This is a genomic window from Peribacillus sp. S4 (assembly GCF_046715815.1).
GTDB classification, from domain to species: domain Bacteria; phylum Bacillota; class Bacilli; order Bacillales; family DSM-1321; genus Peribacillus; species Peribacillus frigoritolerans.
The window spans coordinates 4,968,836-4,985,531 of record NZ_CP175708.1 but is presented as its reverse complement, the minus strand read 5'-3'; the positions used below and the strand labels follow the sequence as shown (position 1 = coordinate 4,985,531).

At 43.1% G+C, this 16,696-nt stretch carries 14 protein-coding genes, 1 pseudogene and 1 riboswitch; of the genes and pseudogenes, 8 read left to right on the top strand and 7 right to left on the bottom strand.

The features are described 5' to 3' along the window. Positions 1-57: 57 nt before the first annotated feature. From ACJ9PY_RS23805 to ACJ9PY_RS23795, 3 genes are read right to left on the bottom strand one after another with little or no spacing between them, the layout of a single operon-like run. Complete coding sequence (locus ACJ9PY_RS23805) at positions 58-849, bottom strand: ABC transporter permease (protein WP_223255909.1); 792 nt, start codon at positions 847-849, stop codon at positions 58-60. Beyond that, on the bottom strand, positions 839-1,609 hold the full coding sequence (locus ACJ9PY_RS23800; RefSeq protein WP_057279181.1) for an ABC transporter ATP-binding protein: 771 nt from the start codon (positions 1,607-1,609) through the stop codon (positions 839-841). Before ACJ9PY_RS23800 ends, ACJ9PY_RS23805 begins: the two co-directional genes overlap by 11 nt. Positions 1,610-1,636: 27 nt before the next feature. After that, the gene (locus ACJ9PY_RS23795; RefSeq protein ID WP_411739155.1) at positions 1,637-2,638 is read right to left on the bottom strand and encodes an ABC transporter substrate-binding protein; all 1,002 of its coding nucleotides are present in this window, start codon (positions 2,636-2,638) and stop codon (positions 1,637-1,639) included. Between the two features lie 135 nt (positions 2,639-2,773). Between ACJ9PY_RS23795 and ACJ9PY_RS23790 the strand changes: the two genes are divergently transcribed. From ACJ9PY_RS23790 to ACJ9PY_RS23775, 4 genes are all read left to right on the top strand, one after another. After that, entirely contained in the window at positions 2,774-3,562 is a 789-nt protein-coding gene (locus ACJ9PY_RS23790) for an alpha/beta hydrolase family protein (protein ID WP_223255908.1), read from the top strand. A gap of 50 nt (positions 3,563-3,612) precedes the next feature. After that, complete coding sequence (locus ACJ9PY_RS23785; RefSeq protein WP_034310541.1) at positions 3,613-3,855, top strand: DUF2584 domain-containing protein; 243 nt, start codon at positions 3,613-3,615, stop codon at positions 3,853-3,855. A 202-nt stretch (positions 3,856-4,057) separates the two neighbouring features. Beyond that, positions 4,058-4,522 (top strand): DUF523 domain-containing protein, encoded by a 465-nt coding sequence (locus tag ACJ9PY_RS23780; RefSeq protein ID WP_411740324.1) that lies wholly within the window; start codon positions 4,058-4,060, stop codon positions 4,520-4,522. A 42-nt stretch (positions 4,523-4,564) separates the two neighbouring features. Next, positions 4,565-5,335, top strand: coding sequence for a sulfite exporter TauE/SafE family protein (locus ACJ9PY_RS23775; RefSeq protein WP_057279177.1), 771 nt, complete (start codon positions 4,565-4,567; stop codon positions 5,333-5,335). A 209-nt stretch (positions 5,336-5,544) separates the two neighbouring features. Here the strand turns inward: ACJ9PY_RS23775 and ACJ9PY_RS23770 are convergent. Together ACJ9PY_RS23770 and wecB are read right to left on the bottom strand one after the other, a co-directional pair. Continuing rightward, a pseudogene (locus ACJ9PY_RS23770) lies at positions 5,545-5,711 on the bottom strand (Fe3+ hydroxamate ABC transporter substrate-binding protein). Between the two features lie 203 nt (positions 5,712-5,914). Continuing rightward, positions 5,915-7,051, bottom strand: coding sequence for a non-hydrolyzing UDP-N-acetylglucosamine 2-epimerase (wecB, locus tag ACJ9PY_RS23765; protein ID WP_411739154.1), 1,137 nt, complete (start codon positions 7,049-7,051; stop codon positions 5,915-5,917). A gap of 195 nt (positions 7,052-7,246) precedes the next feature. Here wecB and ACJ9PY_RS23760 point away from each other — a divergent pair, with 195 nt between their 5' ends. Genes ACJ9PY_RS23760 through ACJ9PY_RS23750 form a run of 3 tightly spaced genes read left to right on the top strand, consistent with a single transcriptional unit; the run spans position 7,247 to position 11,135 of the window. Continuing rightward, a complete protein-coding gene (locus tag ACJ9PY_RS23760) occupies positions 7,247-8,452 on the top strand; it encodes a glycosyltransferase family 4 protein (protein ID WP_411739153.1) in 1,206 nt (401 codons plus the stop codon). A gap of 23 nt (positions 8,453-8,475) precedes the next feature. Further along, a complete protein-coding gene (locus ACJ9PY_RS23755) occupies positions 8,476-9,792 on the top strand; it encodes a glycosyltransferase (protein ID WP_411739152.1) in 1,317 nt (438 codons plus the stop codon). Between the two features lie 41 nt (positions 9,793-9,833). Then, positions 9,834-11,135: a nucleotide sugar dehydrogenase gene (locus tag ACJ9PY_RS23750; RefSeq protein ID WP_268565118.1), complete on the top strand. Its 1,302-nt coding sequence runs from the start codon at positions 9,834-9,836 to the stop codon at positions 11,133-11,135. A 1,064-nt stretch (positions 11,136-12,199) separates the two neighbouring features. Here the strand turns inward: ACJ9PY_RS23750 and pckA are convergent. Then, positions 12,200-13,786, bottom strand: a complete 1,587-nt coding sequence (gene pckA / locus ACJ9PY_RS23745; protein WP_411739151.1) for a phosphoenolpyruvate carboxykinase (ATP) — start codon at positions 13,784-13,786, stop codon at positions 12,200-12,202. 429 nt (positions 13,787-14,215) lie between these two features. Then, positions 14,216-14,378: riboswitch (SAM riboswitch) on the top strand. Positions 14,379-14,541: 163 nt separating this feature from the next. On the opposite strand from pckA, the gene metK reads away from it, so the two are divergent. Further along, a complete protein-coding gene (gene metK / locus ACJ9PY_RS23740) occupies positions 14,542-15,735 on the top strand; it encodes a methionine adenosyltransferase (RefSeq protein ID WP_063574850.1) in 1,194 nt (397 codons plus the stop codon). A 308-nt stretch (positions 15,736-16,043) separates the two neighbouring features. On the opposite strand, the gene ACJ9PY_RS23735 is transcribed toward metK, so the two are convergent. Beyond that, complete coding sequence (locus ACJ9PY_RS23735) at positions 16,044-16,562, bottom strand: gamma carbonic anhydrase family protein (protein ID WP_411740323.1); 519 nt, start codon at positions 16,560-16,562, stop codon at positions 16,044-16,046. Positions 16,563-16,696: the final 134 nt, after the last annotated feature.

Genomic DNA, 16,696 nt, shown 5'->3' with positions numbered 1-16,696 from the left:
CATTCATGTTTTAACTCAGCATGAGTGAAAAACTGCCGAGGCTTATCGGCAGTTTGGTCAGTCTTTGATTAATTTTCGCTCGAGCAGTTCGACTAGTTGATACATGATTGTGGCAAAGACGGCAATGATCATCAAGGCAAGCATTACAAGGGTGAAGTTGAAGACTTGAAAGCCATAAATGATTAGGTAGCCGAGTCCTTTGGCCGAAACAAGGAATTCCCCTACGATGACGCCGACCCAGGAGAGGCCGACATTCACTTTCAATGTCGAGATGATCGTTGGGAAGGATGCGGGTAATATGGCTTCCCGAAAAGCTTGTGTTCTTGTGGCGCCAAAAGTTTGGAGTACTTTCAGGTAGTTCGGGTCCACTTCGCGAAATGCAGTGTAGACGACGATGGTGGTGATGATGATGGAGATGATCGCCCCCATCGAGATGATGGATGGAAATCCAGGGCCAAATGCTACGATGATGATGGGGCCGAGTGCCACTTTCGGCATCGCATTTAAAATGACGAGATAAGGATCAAGTGTTTTGGATAATCTTGGCGACCACCAAAGCAGGGATGCCAGGATCGTTCCAAGCAGTGTTCCTATGATAAAGCCGAGAACGGTCTCGAATAGCGTCACTCCGGAATGGGATAGCAGGGTTCCGTCACCCAATTTCTGTATGAAAAGATGCCACACTTTAGTCGGGGAGCTGAAGATGAGCGGATCGATCAGTTCCTTCCTGGATAAAAGTTCCCAACTGCTGAAAAAAACGATGAAAATCAGGATCTGATAAAAGCGAATGAGCCTGTTTTCTTTTTTTAATGAGGTTTTATATTGGTTATGAAGCTGTTCAATATTCAAGGCTCTCAAGCTCCTTCCAGATCGTTTGAAATAGCATCGGATACTGCGGATGGTTGCGTGCATGGAAAGGCGTGAGTTCACGCAATTCATCGGGCACCTTGAAGGTTTTGTGCACGCTTCCCGGGTTCGCGGAAAACAGAAAGATGCGGTCACTCATCGCAATGGCTTCACCGATATCATGGGTGACGAGGACGGCTGTCTTTCCGAAGGATTTCAGGGTTTCAAAAACAAGGTCTTCCAACTTCAACTTGGTTTGGTAATCAAGAGCTGAAAACGGTTCATCAAGCAAAAGGATTTTTGGGTCGACTGCCAGTGTCCGTGCCAGTGCAGCCCTTTGCCTCATTCCTCCCGATAGTTCGCGCGGATATAATTTTCCGGTGTCTCCCAATCCAACGTCACTTAAAAGTTTAAGCGTTTTTATTCTCTCGAGTCCTTCATCTTTTTTTATCAGTTTCAATCCTAATAAGATATTTTCTTCTATCGTCTTCCATGGAAATAGATAATCCTGCTGCAGCATATAGCCGATTGAAAGGTCGCTGTTGGCTTTCAGCGGTTTGTTTTCGAGCAGGATCTTTCCTGAAGTGGGCGGAAAGAGCCCGGCGATGATGGAAAGCAGGGTGGTTTTTCCGCAGCCGCTCGGACCTAGAAAAGAGACGAATTCACCTTTTTCAATGTCGAGGGAAATGTCCGCAAGTGCGGTCGCTGCCGTCTGATTTGAAAAATAAGTATGGTGAATGTCTTGGATTTTTAAAAAGCTCATCGGACATCCTCCTTACCTTTTGCTATGTTATTTTGTGACTTCTTCAGCAAAGTCGGTATTGACCAGCTCTTCATGGCTAATACGTGTTGGAAGCTCGCCTGCTTCATCCATGATGTTTTGCAGATTGTTCCATTCTTCTTCATCAAGAATGGGATCGGTGGCAAAGGATCCTTGTTCTTTGTAGCGGTTGATGACTGTTTCCATCGTCTCGAGATTGGTATCCTCAAAATACGGCTGAATGACTTCGGCAATTTCGGCAGCATCGTTTTCCTGAACCCAATCTTGTGCTTTCTTCAAGGCCCTCGTGAATTTTTCGACAGTCTCTTTGTCTTCTTTCAAATAGCTTTCTTTAGCCATATAAACTGTATATGGAAGATGACCGGACTCGGTGCCGAAAGAAGCGACGATATAGCCTTTTCCTTCTTTTTCAAACACACTGGCCGTTGGTTCGAACAGTTGAACATAATCGCCGGTTCCGGAAGCGAAGGCAGTTGCGACATTCGCGAAATCAATGTTCTGGATGAGGTTCAAATCTTTTTTCGGGTCTATGTTATGTTTTTTCAATACGAACTCGCCGGCCATTTGCGGCATCCCGCCTTTGCGCTGGCCTAGGAATGTAGAGTTTTTCAGCATATCCCAATTGAAGTTGTCAATTTTTTCACGTGAAACAAGGAACGTTCCATCCGTCTGTGTTAATTGGGCGAAGTTGATGACGGGGTCATTCGAGCCTTGTGCCTGAACGTAAATCGATGTTTCGGAGCCAACGAGAGCAATATCCGCGCCATTGGAAAGAAGCGTGGTCATCGTCTTGTCGCCGCCTGCCGTCGTTTTCAAATCAATGCTGAGGCCCTCATCTTTAAAAAAGCCTTTTTCGATAGCGACATATTGCGGTGTATAGAAAAGGGAGCGGGTTACTTCGGCAACCCTTACCTTCGTTGTTTCCTGTTCTTTGTTGCCGCATGCGCCAAGCGGGATCACCAGCACGAACAGAAGTAAAAATACGACACCTGCTTTACACCATTTTTTCAAAATGCCTTCCTCCTTGATATATGGGTATTTTGCCTACATTATCGTATGAACGGAAGAAAAAAATGTGAATGCCTCTCAGGGGATAAAAACAAGCGGATGTTTTACAATAAGAATAAAGAGAAAGGAGAGTGGAAATTGGAGAACGGAACGATTATTTCAAAACAGCGGTTTCCATCACCGCATCCACGAATCCATCTTTATTCAGTTACGTACATATCACAAGGCCTGAAGGTAAAAGGTTTGCTGGCTGAACCGGTTGATGGCGAAATACATGATGCCTTCTTATATTTACGCGGCGGGATTAAAAATGTCGGCAAGGTGAGGCCTGCAAGGATCGTGCAGTATGCTGTAGAAGGTTTCATCGTTTTTGCTCCTTTTTATCGTGGAAATCAAGGCGGGGAGGGGGATGAGGATTTTGGAGGCGAAGATCGATTCGATGCGATATCAGGATTCAATCTTCTTGAACAGCATCCCAGGGTGAACAAGGATCACATTCATATCCTCGGATTCTCCCGTGGCGGCATCATGGCCCTTTGGACTGGGATATACTGCAGGAATGCAGCGTCGATCGTCACATGGGGAGGTGTGTCGGATATGTTTTTAACATATGTCGAACGGGTCGATATGCGTCGGATGATGAAGCGTGTCATCGGCGGAACACCTAAAAAATGCCCGGATCAATATGAATACCGTACACCATTGTTTGCGATTGATGATTTGAATGTACCCGTCCTGATCATACATGGTGAAAAAGATGACAATGTCGCCATAGAACACGCATACCGGCTGGAAAAAAGGTTGAAAATGCATGACAAAGAGGTCGAAAGCTGGTATTTCCCTCAATTCACGCATTTCTTCCCGCCTGCCGTAAACAGAAAAGTAGTCGAAGATTTAACATCTTGGATGAAAAGTAAAACCGAATAATGATAGAATGAAGGATATACTAAGTATATTGGCAAGAGGAGGAGATACACATGGGCATGCCTATGGAGCTAAATACCATGATCGTTACAAAAGGGAACGAAACCCGTGAAGAAGAAAACATTTTTCGGTTGGCGAAAGCTGGTTACAGGTTATACCCTATCGATATTCCAATCGATGTCCGTAAAACGATCCAATCTGATTCAAGCGGAACAGCCGTTATCCAAAAAATTGAATGGACCAGTGAAAAGACCATCATTACGTACCAACTGCTATCACTGAATTCAACTAACTAAATAGACAAGCGCTTGCCGGGAATCGTCTCCGCTGCAAGCGCTTTTTTTGTTTTGGCGGAATTCGACAGATGCACGGAAAATTCGTGAAAAAAATCCGACTCAAGTAAAACGGGGTTTTATCAGCGTGGATATTCAATCTTCGAAATGATTGTCACGAAAAGAGTGGTAAAATGGTGTAAAGTGCATGAGGCGGGGTGGTTTGATGATTTTGGTGAGTTCTTGTTTAGCGGGCCTTGAGGTAAGATACAATGGTACTCACAGCTTGGATGATGGAATTATGGCATTGATGAGGGAGAAGGAGGCTATAGCGGTTTGTCCTGAATTGCTTGGCGGTTTTTCGACACCGAGGGAACCTGCTGAGATAGTTGGCGGTGAAGGTGGGGATGTCCTTGATGGAAAAGCGAAGATCATCGAAAAGTCGGGCAGGGATGTAACGGAATTGTACATAAAGGGAGCGAATCTTACGTTATTGAAAGCCCAGGAGGTAGGGGCGACGTTAGTCGTCTTAAAAGAAAATAGTCCATCTTGTGGGAGTGCCACGATATATAATGGGGAATTCAAGGGGAGGAAGAAGGTCGGGAATGGAGTGACCGCGGCTTTGCTTAGGAGGCATGGGTTCACGGTCATTTCAGAAGAAAGGTTATTCGATTATTTGGATGAAAAATGAGTAATGGCATTTTAGATAGTGCTTTTGAAAGAAGGGGAATACATGGAGGATATCAATCTCTATACTTTGCTATTTTTAGTACTTGCGGGTTTTATTGCCGCATTCATCGATTCCGTAGTGGGCGGGGGCGGGTTAATTTCCATTCCTGCTTTATTGTTCACGGGGATATCGCCTTCAGCGGCACTTGCCACTAACAAGCTGGCGGGTACCATGGGGTCTTTAACGAGTACGATTTCATTCATTCGGGCTGGAAAAGTGGATTTCAATTTCGTCATCAAGTTGTTTCCGATCACCGTGATTGGAGCGGCGTTAGGAGCATACGTTGTACATTTCGTTTCCGCAGAGATATTGAAGCCCCTCATTTTGATCTTGCTGGTCATTGTCGCGATTTATACGTTGGTAAAAAAGGATTGGGGTAAAGATGCAAAATATAAAGGGCTGACAAGGAAGAAAATGATACTTTTGATAGTCATAATATTTGCGATTGGTTTTTATGATGGCTTTCTTGGACCAGGCACAGGTTCCTTTTTATTATTTTCATTTCTGATCATTGGGTTTGATTTTGTCCAGGCAGCCGGGAATGCAAGAATATTGAATTTTGGAAGCAATATTGCCGCACTTATCATTTTTTTATCTATGGGGACCGTCAATTTTGCCTATGGAATCCCGATGGGTCTTGCAATGGTCGCGGGAGCATTGGTAGGAACGAACTTCGCCATTAAGAAAGGTGCTTCCTATGTCCGTATCTTATTCATTTGCGTCACGGTTTTATTGATTGGAAAAAATGTCCTTAATTATTTTCATATTTTTTGATGGAGTGTTCAGCGAATGAATTCCTATTAAAAATGGCCGGGGATACAAGGCGTATTTCTGGCCATTTTTAAACAAGGTTTCGCTTCTTCAGGTGTTGGGAAATCAGCTTCCTCGTAGGTTTGCAGTTCGCCATGAAATACTTCTGCATAAGAGGCCAATGCGTCTTTTGCTAATCCTCCTGTTTCGTGTTGACTATCCATTCGACAGAATTAAATTTTCTTATCAAAACAAGCTTCGCAGATGAAACTTCCTTCATTTTTTAAATATGCTTTTATTTCAGTCACCCCTTTACGCCTTGGATAACGCATTTTTACAAGAACGACTTCGTCCCCCTTCATTTTCCACATTTAACACAATTGGGATCCTTCCCGAACATTACAGCACCTCCAAGGTAATAGATTGACTTCAATGAAACGTTAAATCTCCCCGAACTATCACATATGTATTTACCATTTACAAATCTAAATTGGACTTTGCTTTAATCCTTCGCTAATGAAAGTGAAGGCAGCCGTTTCATAATCTGGCTGAATAGAAAAAGCCTGCCGCTTACGTGACAGGCTTTTCTCTCTATTTTATTTTTTATAATGGAAGGGGGGATTTCACTTTGCAATGCGTTAATAGGATATCGACAATCCGCTTTGAAGCGAATCCATCTCCATATGGGTTGGAAGCTGTCGCCATTTTTTTATAGGTTTCTTCATTTGTAAGTAATTCTGAGGCTAGTTGATAAATTCGTTCTTCCTCAATTCCTGCCAATAAAAGGGTACCGGCATCGATTCCTTCCGGACGTTCTGTTGTATCGCGTAACACAAGGACAGGAACGCCAAGTGAGGGAGCTTCTTCTTGCACCCCTCCGGAATCTGTCAATATGAGATGGGCGTGCGCCGCAAAATTATGGAAATCGAGCACCTCAAGCGGCTCTATTAAGTGAAGCCTTTCCGTTTCACCGAAAATCCGGTAAGCAATTTCACGGACAACCGGGTTTTTATGAAGCGGGAAAACAACTTGGATATCCGTGTAATCTTCAAGCAGCCGTTTGACGGAACGGAATATCTCTTCCATTGGTTTTCCGATATTTTCCCGTCTGTGCGCTGTCATCAATAACATGCGATCTCCATTCAAACCAGATAAAATCGGATGATCATAGTCTTTACTTACTGTTGTTTTCAAAGCATCGATAGCCGTATTGCCAGTAATATGGATACAATCACTCTTTTTATTTTCCGAAATTAGATTCTCTGCCGCCTGATTTGTAGGGGCAAAGTGCAAATCGGCCATGACGCCTGTCAGCTGCCTATTCATCTCTTCAGGATATGGAGAATACTTATTACCAGTCCGCAGACCAGCTTCAACGTGACCAATCTGTATCTTATTATAGAAAGCTGCCAGGCTGGCGATGAAAGTTGTCGTGGTATCCCCATGTACGAGGACGATATCCGGTTTTATGTCTTTCATGAGCGAACTCAATTTTTCAAGCCCTCGAGTTGTAATTTCTTCTAATGTTTGTCTATCCTTCATCATATCCAAATCGTGATCTGGATTTATCTGGAAACATCGCAAGACTTGGTCGAGCATTTCCCTATGCTGGGCGGTGACCACCACGATGGTTTCTATTTCTTCTGGATGCTTTTTCAGTTCCAAAACGACTGGTGCCATTTTGATAGCCTCTGGTCTTGTACCAAATACGGTCATGACCTTAATACGTTGTTTAGGCATGCTCATTTCCTCCCCTTCTGAATGTCTCCCCCATTATAACGGGAAGTTCAGGGGAAATATAAAAACGAAACAATTATTAACAGAATTTTTACAATATTAATAATGACTTTATACTTCTTTAACCTTAAGTTAATATCTGGCATTTACAATATAAAGCAGGAAGTAAGCCAAGCAGAATAGAGGTGATAGGCGAATATGAAAAGCGTCCTGATGATCGTGCAAAACTTTTATCCGGAAATCGGAAGTGCGGGAAATAGAATGAAAAATATATATCTCCATTTGAAAAGAAACGGATTCGAGGTAACGGTCATCACATTGAAGCCGAGTTATCCTAATCAAAGTTTATATCAAGATACAAAGTTTTGGGATGAAGATAGCATTGAAGAAGATGTCATCAGGATTAAGCCGGACAAAGTGAAGAGGTATACAAGCAATATGGGGAAGCGGTTGCTTCATTATCTTGAAGCGATGTGGCTTTTCATTTATACAATCATCCGTCTCGAAAAAAAATATGATTATGTGTTTGCCACGACCCCGCCGATCTTCCCTACATTGGCAGCGTTGATCGCCAAGAAAAAGATGAAGGCGAAACTCATTACCGATGTCAGGGATTTATGGCCGGAATCGTTGATAGGTGTAGGCGTATTCAATAATAAGTGGGTATTGAAAATCGCTTTCTTCCTGGAAAGGAAGCTATATAGGCATTCAGATTTTATCATCATCAATAGTCCTGGTTTCAGGGATTATATCGTTGCAAAGGGAGTCAAGGAAGAGGCCATCCAATTCATCCCCAATTCGCTTACTGCGGATGAGCTGACGTTAAAGAACTTGCTTACACCCGTATCGGAAAAGGTAATCAAGGTCGTTTATGCGGGGAATATCGGACTGGCCCAGGATTTGAAAAAACTGATAGCCGTAGCTGAAAAGCTAAGGGAACATAAACAAATCGAGTTCTCGATGATTGGATATGGATATCGGATATCCGAAGTGGAGAAGGAGATAAGCTCTAGAGGGCTGACTAATATTAAGATGATTAATGCGATGAATCGAAGAGTGACTCTTCATGAAGTTTCAACGTCTCATATTGCCTATGTGAGCTTGGTTGAAAAAGAAGTCTTCAATAAGGTCTTGCCTGGTAAAATCATCGATTATATGTGTGTCGGAAAACCCATTGTCGGTGATGTGGACGGCAGGGCCAAGAAGATGCTTATAGAGGCGAAATGCGGGTTGGTGGCAGAGAGCAGAAATGTTGATGAAATCTGTCAGCATATATTGACAATGGCCTCAGATTCGGCCCTTCGTGAAGAACTGGGAGAAAACGGTCATCGGTATGCTATACAACATTTTCAATGGTCTAAAAATATTAAAGGTCTCATCAACGTGATGGAAGCGTCAGGCTGAAAAATCCGGAAGTGGAGGACAACATGGCGAAGAAAGTATGTATGTTCGTGTGGAATCACTTTACGAACGATGCGAGGGTTCTAAGAGAATGCACAGCACTTACAGAAGCGGGTTATGAAGTCGATTTAATTGCCATTCATAACTGGAAAATCGAAGGTTTGGCCAAAAAGGAGAAACACCAAAATGGTTTCTCGGTCACTAGGGTGAATAACCGCTGGGAGGAGCTTAATAAGATTCTCAGGATCGTAGGCAAATTGAAGAAAAAGAAGTTTGAAATCGCCCTATTTGCCTTAGTGATCTGGAATACGTTGTGGAATTTGAACTTGATCAACGGCTGGGTGGGGTCGGGAATACTGTTCGGTGCATTTGCACTCCTTGCGCTGGGCACCCTGTTCATCACGAAAACGAAGCTGCCGACACTATTAACGAGGAGCTACATTTTTGGTCAAATGATCTATCATGGCCGGAAAAGGAAATATGATTTCTATCATTCAAATGACTTGAATACGCTCATGCAGGGAGCGATCAGCAGTAAATGGCTGAGAAGGAAAAAGCTGATTTATGACTCGCATGAAGTTCAAACGAGCAGAACGGGATATAATAGCCGAATTTACGGGATGATGGAGAAATTCCTATTAATGTTCGTCGATGAAATGATCGCTGAAAACCATACGAGAGCTAAGTATAACGAAGACTTATATGGTCTGTATCCCAAGGTGGTCCATAACTACCCGATTCCAACCAATCCGGAGGAAAGTACGGCCGTGAATTTGCATGAGCTGCTCGATTTGCCAGAGAATGAACCGATATTGTTATACCAAGGCGGCGTTCAAATGGGAAGAGGGTTAGAGCAATTGGTTGATGCTGTACCGATGATCGAGGGCGGAACGGTAGTTTTTATCGGGGATGGAAGGATCAAGGATGAATTAATGAAGAAAGTGAGCGACATGAACCTGGAGCATCGTGTGAAGTTCCTGCCGAAGGTTCCGGTCGACGAGCTGCTCCATTATACAAAAAATGCGTATTTAGGTTTTCAGATATTGAATAATGTCTGCTTTAATCACTACTCCGCTTCTTCAAATAAATTGTTTGAATACATGATGAGCGGTGTGCCAGTGGTTGCCTGCAGCTTTCCTGAAATTCAAAAGGTTGTCGATACGGAAAAAATCGGTGTATGTGTCGATTCGCATGATCCAAAATCAATTGCCGAAGGTGTCAATTACTTATTGAAGCATCCTGAAAAAAGGGCGGAAATGAGCCAAAACTGCCTGAAGGCGCGACAAAAATACAATTGGAAACAAGAGAAGGAAATCTTTATCGAAATCTATCAAACAGCCTAACAAATTTGAGTGCAGCAGAAAAATAGATAGGAGTGGTTTATATGAAACTTTGTACAATCGGACTAGGTTATATAGGACTTCCAACTTCTTTAATGTTTGCGAAATACGGTGTCGATGTTGTCGGCGTGGATATCCATCCTGAAATTATTTCCAATTTGAATAGCGGCAGGCTCCATATTGAAGAACCTGGATTGGATGAGGTATTAGAAGAAGTGATTGCTTCCAATAAGTTCCGAGCTGCGTTAAGCCCGGAACATGCGGATGTTTTCATCATCGCGGTGCCTACTCCAAATAAAAAGGACATGCACCAATCCTGTGATTTAACACATGTCATGGATGCAACCTCAAACATTCTTCCTTTTATCAAAAAAGGAAATGTCATCATTATCGAATCGACGATAGCGCCAAGAAGCATGGATGATCATATTAAACCGATGATCGAGAGGACGGGCCTTACCATCGGAAAAGACATTTTCCTCGTACATTGTCCGGAACGCGTTTTACCTGGAAGGATTCTTGAAGAGTTGGTTCATAATAACCGTATCGTAGGGGGCATCACCGAAACATGCTCATATAAAGGAAGTCTTGTTTACAAAACCTTCGTTCAAGGGGAGATCATTCAGACCGATGCGAAAACGGCTGAAATGTCCAAACTGATGGAAAACACCTTCAGGGATGTAAATATCGCCCTTGCGAATGAGCTGACGAAAATCTGTTTCGAGCTGGACATCAATGTTTTGGATGTCATATCGATGGCTAACAAACACCCTCGTGTCAATATACACCAACCAGGACCGGGAGTTGGCGGCCATTGTTTAGCGGTCGATCCGTATTTCGTCGTTGCAAAGGCACCAGAGTATGCGAGAATCATTAAATTGGCCCGTGATACCAACGTATCGATGCCTTATTACATCGTAAATTCCGTAAGGATGATGCTAGAGGGGATCCGGAAGCCAAAAGTAGCCGTTTTCGGTCTAGCTTACAAAGGAAATGTAGATGATATTCGTGAAAGTCCCTCCATTGATGTAGTCAATATCTTGATGGGGATGGAAAACATGGATGTAGCCTTGCATGACCCGCATGTCAAATCTGGAAAGATGCCAGTCGTATCAGTGGAAGACGCTGTAAATGATGCCGACTTGATACTTATCCTGACGGACCATGATGAATTTAAACAGATGGATTATGATAAGCTATCGAATCTCATGAGCAATAAATTGATTCTGGATACACGCAATTGCATTGATGCAACGAAAACAGATATCCCGGTGGCCAACCTGGGCAATATATATCAATACAAAACGGTGTCCATGAAAAAAGACAGGAATAAAGCGATCATCTAAAAACTTGGACAACATCGATAATGGAATAACGATTAAGGGGGCACTGACTATCACAGTGCCCTTTTTCCACTGAAAAAAAGGACCATGCAAGAACGAGGCCCTTTCAGAACGTGGAAACGATCCAGGTGTTTTCAGATCCGCTTCCTGTACGTCAAGCCTCCTCACCGCAAGCATCCTAGCAGAGTCTCGGCTAACCAATTATTCGAGCACAGCCGCCATATTTCGGGTTATAAGGCAGTAATTTCGACCACAGATGGCGTATTTCGGGGTACAAGGTAGTAAATTCGACTGAAAGAGCCGTATTTCGGGCTGTAAGCTAGTAGATTCGAGCGCAGCCGCTGTGTTTCGAGCTTCAAGGCAGTTATAATTCGACTACAGATGCCGTATTTCGGGGTACAAGGTAGTAAATTCGACTGAAAGAGCCGTATTTTCGGGCTGTAAGCTAGTAGATTCGAGAGCAGTCGCCGTATTACGTGCTATAAGGCAGTAATTTCGACCACAGATGGCGTATTTCGAGCTGAAAGGCAGTGAATTGGACGGTAGACGCGTATTCGTACTGTAAGGCAGTAAATTCGGCGGTAGACGGTGTATTCGGGAGCAAGGCAGTAAATTCGACCACAGATGGCGTATTTCGAGCTGAAAGGCAGTTATAATTCGACTACAGATGCCGTATTTCGGGCTGTAAGCTAGTAGATTCGAGCGAAGCCGCCATATTTCGGGTTATAAGGCTGTAAATTCGACTGAAAGAGCCGTATTTCGGGCTGTAAGCTAGTAGATTCGAGAGCAGTCGCCTTATTACGTGCTATAAGGCAGTAATTTCGACCACAGATGGCGTATTTCGAGCTTCAAGGCAGTGAATTCGACGGTAGACGCGTATTCGGGTATAAGACAGTAAATTCGAGCGAAGATGCCGTATTTCGGGTTACTTGGTACTTTATTCGACATTAGACGAGGTGTTTCCCTTTCCATGGCACTTAATAAAGTAATCCAGTTCGGGAAGTGACGTTTCTTACCGACAAACTGAAAGGACCAAGCAAGAGCTTGGTCCTTTTGTGTACAATTTATTAAGCTGTCGGGCCGCCAAGTTCTTCGATTTCACTTGGAACGCTTTTGAATTTCTTGAAGTTTGCACGGAATTGTGCGGCAAGGTCTGTTGCTGCTTCTTTATAAGCGGCAGGATCTGCCCAAGTCTTGATTGGTTGAAGCACTTCATCAGGAACACCAGGAACATGAAGCGGGATATCCAAACCGAAGATATCATCTTTGATCGTTTCGATGTTCGCTAATTCACCTTCAAGCGCCGCTTGTACCATTGCACGGGTGTAAGCAAGTTTCATACGGCTTCCAGTTCCGTATGCACCGCCAGTCCATCCTGTGTTGACAAGGTATACCTTTGCATTGTGCTCGTCAATTTTATCACCAAGCATCTCAGCATAGCGTGTAGCTGGAAGCGGTAAGAATGGTGAACCGAAGCAAGTGGAGAATGTAGCTTCCGGTGAAGTTACGCCTCTTTCAGTACCAGCCAATTTACTAGTGTATCCGCTTAGGAAGTGGAACATTGCCTGTTCTTTGGAAAGCTTGCTGATTGGAGGCAGAACTCCTGAAGCATCAGCCGTTAAGAAAATGATTGTATTTGGATGTCCTGCAATACTTGGGTTCACGATGTTATCGATTGCTTGCATTTGGTAAGCAGCACGAGTGTTTTCAGTCAATGAACTGTCATCATAGTTCGCTTCACGCGTATCCGGATCAACAACAACATTTTCCAATACAGCACCAAAACGGATTGCATCGAAAATTTGCGGTTCTTTTTCACGTGAAAGGTTGATCGTTTTTGCATAGCAGCCGCCTTCGATGTTGAATACGCCGTTAGAAGACCAGCCGTGCTCGTCATCGCCAATCAATTTACGGCTAGTGTCTGCTGATAAAGTTGTTTTGCCCGTACCGGACAGTCCGAAGAATAAAGCGACGTCCCCTTCACGTCCTACGTTGGCAGAGCAATGCATTGGAAGGATTCCAGCCTCTGGAAGTAAGTAGTTCATGATCGAGAAGATCGATTTTTTCATTTCTCCTGCATATTCCGTTCCGCCGATCAGGATCGTACGGCGTTCAAAAGAAATGATGATGAACGTTTCGGATGTAGTTCCGTCCACTTCTGGGTCCGCTTTGAAGTTAGGTGCAGAAACGATCGTGAATTCAGCTTCGTGACCTCTCAGTTCCTCTTCGTTTGGACGGATGAACAAAGTATGGGCGAAAAGGTTATGCCAAGCATATTCATTAACAACACGGATGGGAAGACGTGATGATTCGTCTGCACCAGCGAAACCTTTAAAAACAAAAATCTCTTCTTTTGCTTTTAGGTAGTCAACTACTTTATTATATAGTTTATTGAACACATCTTCGGAAATCGGCCGGTTCACTGGGCCCCAATCGATTTTATCTTTAACTGATGCTTCTTCCACGATATATTTATCTTTAGGTGAACGACCGGTATATTTGCCAGTTTCAGCTTTTACCGCGCCGGTTGATGTTAAAACGCCTTCATTTCTGCTTAGTACTTTTTCGACCAATTGAGGAACTGATAGTTGAGTTTGCACATTGTTTCCTGTTAATAATTGGTGTAACTCATTAGAAACATCTACAGAATTCATATATGAGGTACCTTCCTTTGTTTGAGTTTTTAGATTATAATTAGTATAACACATTCATTTAATTAGTCTATACTATTTCTTTTAATTTGTGATTATTTTCAGCTGGCCGCATTAATCATTTTAATCCGGCAGGAACCGAGTCAGGATGATCGCATATACTTTCATGAGGAAAAATTTATTTAAATAGGAAGTAAGTAAACAATATATGTCTAAAGGGAAAGTCAGGATGTCGTTCCTTTTCGATATTCAATACTTTATTATTAATGGCAATTTACAACATTTCTATTCGTATATTGCGTTGTAAACCCCTCTAGGACGTTGTATCAACATGTTTTTTCAAATGAACGCCGTTCTGGGTGGAAATGTTCTTTTTAGAAAAGCATTGACAAATTCCAGCCAGATACGATAATATCTTAAATTGTACGGATTCTCTTATCCCGAGTTGGTGGAGGGACAGGCCCTTTGAAACCCAGCAACCTGCCATATTGAACTTGACTCCAAGATCGATCGCCGAAAATAAAGCGAAGGTCTTCAAGGAATAGTGGTGATGGTGCTAACCTGAGCAAGGTAAAAAACCCTTGAACGATAAGAGTGAAAGGATAGAAGACAGAATTTTAAACCTTTCCTCATTTGCCAGGGAAGGTTTTTGTGTTTTTTATAAGTAATTCTGTGTCTATAGTTGAAACTAATGAGGGAAACGAGTTCCGTAAAAATCAGGCTTATGCCTACAACATACTAACTTCCAAGGAGGAAATATGATGTCAAAGAAACGTCTATTTACTTCTGAATCTGTTACAGAGGGCCATCCGGACAAAATTTGTGATCAGATTTCAGATTCCATTTTAGATGCTATCCTAGCTAAGGATGCAAATGCACGTGTTGCGTGTGAAACTAGTGTAACTACAGGTCTTGTACTTGTTGCTGGTGAAATTACAACGTCCGCTTACGTGGATATCCCGCGTATCGTTCGTGATACGGTTAAAGGAATTGGCTACACACGTGCGAAATACGGTTTCGATGCTGAAACTTGTGCCGTTTTGAGTTCCATTGATGAGCAGTCTGCCGATATCGCAGCTGGTGTCGATAAAGCATTGGAAGCTCGTGAAGGAAACATGTCAGATGAAGAAATTGATGCAATCGGTGCAGGGGACCAAGGTCTTATGTTCGGATTCGCTTGTAATGAAACAGAAGAGCTTATGCCGCTTCCGATTTCATTGGCGCATAAACTTTCATTCCGCTTGACCCAAGTTCGTAAAGATGAAACTCTTGCTTACCTACGCCCTGATGGTAAAACACAGGTAACCGTGGAATATGATGAGAATAACCGTCCTGTACGTGTAGATACAATCGTCATCTCTACACAGCATGATGCAGAAGTTACGCTTGAACAAATTCAAGCCGATCTAAAAGAACATGTGATCAAAGCTGTCGTTCCAGCCGAGTTGATCGATGCAGATACTAAGTACTTCATCAACCCGACTGGCCGTTTCGTAATCGGCGGACCTCAAGGGGATGCTGGTCTTACTGGACGTAAAATCATCGTTGATACTTACGGCGGATACGCTCGTCACGGCGGCGGTGCATTCTCTGGTAAGGATGCTACTAAAGTTGACCGTTCTGCTGCATACGCTGCACGTTACGTTGCGAAAAACATCGTGGCAGCCGGCCTTGCCGATAAAGCGGAAGTTCAATTGGCATACGCAATTGGTGTGGCAGAGCCTGTATCGATCTCCATTGATACGTTCGGAACTGGTACAGTTAGCGAAGAAGTCCTTGTTGACCTAGTTCGCGCAAACTTCGACCTTCGTCCAGCTGGTATCATCAAAATGCTTGACCTTCGTCGCCCAATCTACAAACAAACAGCTGCATACGGACACTTCGGCCGTACAGATGTCGATCTTCCATGGGAACGCACGGACAAAGCAGAAACATTAAAAGCACAAGCGTAATTCATATAAAAAAAGGTGTCCCGTTATTACGGGGCACCTTTTTTATGGATTAACTTAGCCGTCTGCGGGAATAATTCAAGAAATCCCAAAGAAATTAAACTTTAAGGGCCAAACTCGTGAGCTAGAGCGATTTATTCGTAAGTTTGGAGCAATACTCGTGAATTAGAGCGATTTACTCGTGAATTTGGAGCAAATACTCGTGAATTTCAGCAATTTACTCGTGAATTTGGAGCAATACTCGTGAATTAAAGCGATTTACTCGTGAGTTGCGTTCACGTATTCGTAATTTTCAGTCAAGTGATCGTGCATTACTTTATTCGTTCCGCCGTTTTATAGTATTGGCCTTTTTCGGCGTATTCGCGTACGATGCGTTCCATATCCTGACGATCTTCTTCGTTGATTTCACGGATGACTTTAGCTGGACGTCCGAATGCCAACATGTTCGGTGGAATGAATTTGCCTTGGGGAACGAGACTGCCGGCACCTATGAAAGCCCCTTCGCCGATTTCGGCTTCATCAAGTACGATCGATCCCATGCCGATTAAAGCTCCTTTGCGGATTTTACAGCTATGTAATATGACCTGATGGCCAATGGTTACTTCATCCTCGATGATCAATGGATTATTTGGGCTTTGGTGCAGGACGCTGTTATCCTGTATACTGACTTTTTTTCCGATGATGGTTGGGGATACATCACCGCGAATGACGGAATTGAACCAGATTGATGTTTCGTCGCCAATTTTGACATCACCTGTGACGACAGCATTTTCAGCAATATAAGCGCTTTCAGCAATTTCAGGTTCTTTGCCTTTATACGGATAAATAATCATTTTCAATCATTTCCTTTCCGAAGTGAATGTTTTTATGTATTATTTTAATATACCGTATGCAAATACACTTGGCTATTTATAATAGCAATGTACAACTTGTTAGATTTCTTTTTTGTCGAAAATCACGAATA

Coding starts and splice junctions, on each gene's coding strand:
- pckA (WP_411739151.1), bottom strand. CDS start 13,786: ATGAATTCTGTAGATGTTTCTAATGAGTTACACCAATTATTAACAGGA.
- ACJ9PY_RS23780 (WP_411740324.1), top strand. CDS start 4,058: ATGATTTTGGTGAGTTCTTGTTTAGCGGGCCTTGAGGTAAGATACAAT.
- ACJ9PY_RS23755 (WP_411739152.1), top strand. CDS start 8,476: ATGGCGAAGAAAGTATGTATGTTCGTGTGGAATCACTTTACGAACGAT.
- metK (WP_063574850.1), top strand. CDS start 14,542: ATGATGTCAAAGAAACGTCTATTTACTTCTGAATCTGTTACAGAGGGC.
- ACJ9PY_RS23785 (WP_034310541.1), top strand. CDS start 3,613: ATGGGCATGCCTATGGAGCTAAATACCATGATCGTTACAAAAGGGAAC.
- ACJ9PY_RS23760 (WP_411739153.1), top strand. CDS start 7,247: ATGAAAAGCGTCCTGATGATCGTGCAAAACTTTTATCCGGAAATCGGA.
- ACJ9PY_RS23750 (WP_268565118.1), top strand. CDS start 9,834: ATGAAACTTTGTACAATCGGACTAGGTTATATAGGACTTCCAACTTCT.
- wecB (WP_411739154.1), bottom strand. CDS start 7,051: ATGCCTAAACAACGTATTAAGGTCATGACCGTATTTGGTACAAGACCA.
- ACJ9PY_RS23775 (WP_057279177.1), top strand. CDS start 4,565: ATGGAGGATATCAATCTCTATACTTTGCTATTTTTAGTACTTGCGGGT.
- ACJ9PY_RS23800 (WP_057279181.1), bottom strand. CDS start 1,609: ATGAGCTTTTTAAAAATCCAAGACATTCACCATACTTATTTTTCAAAT.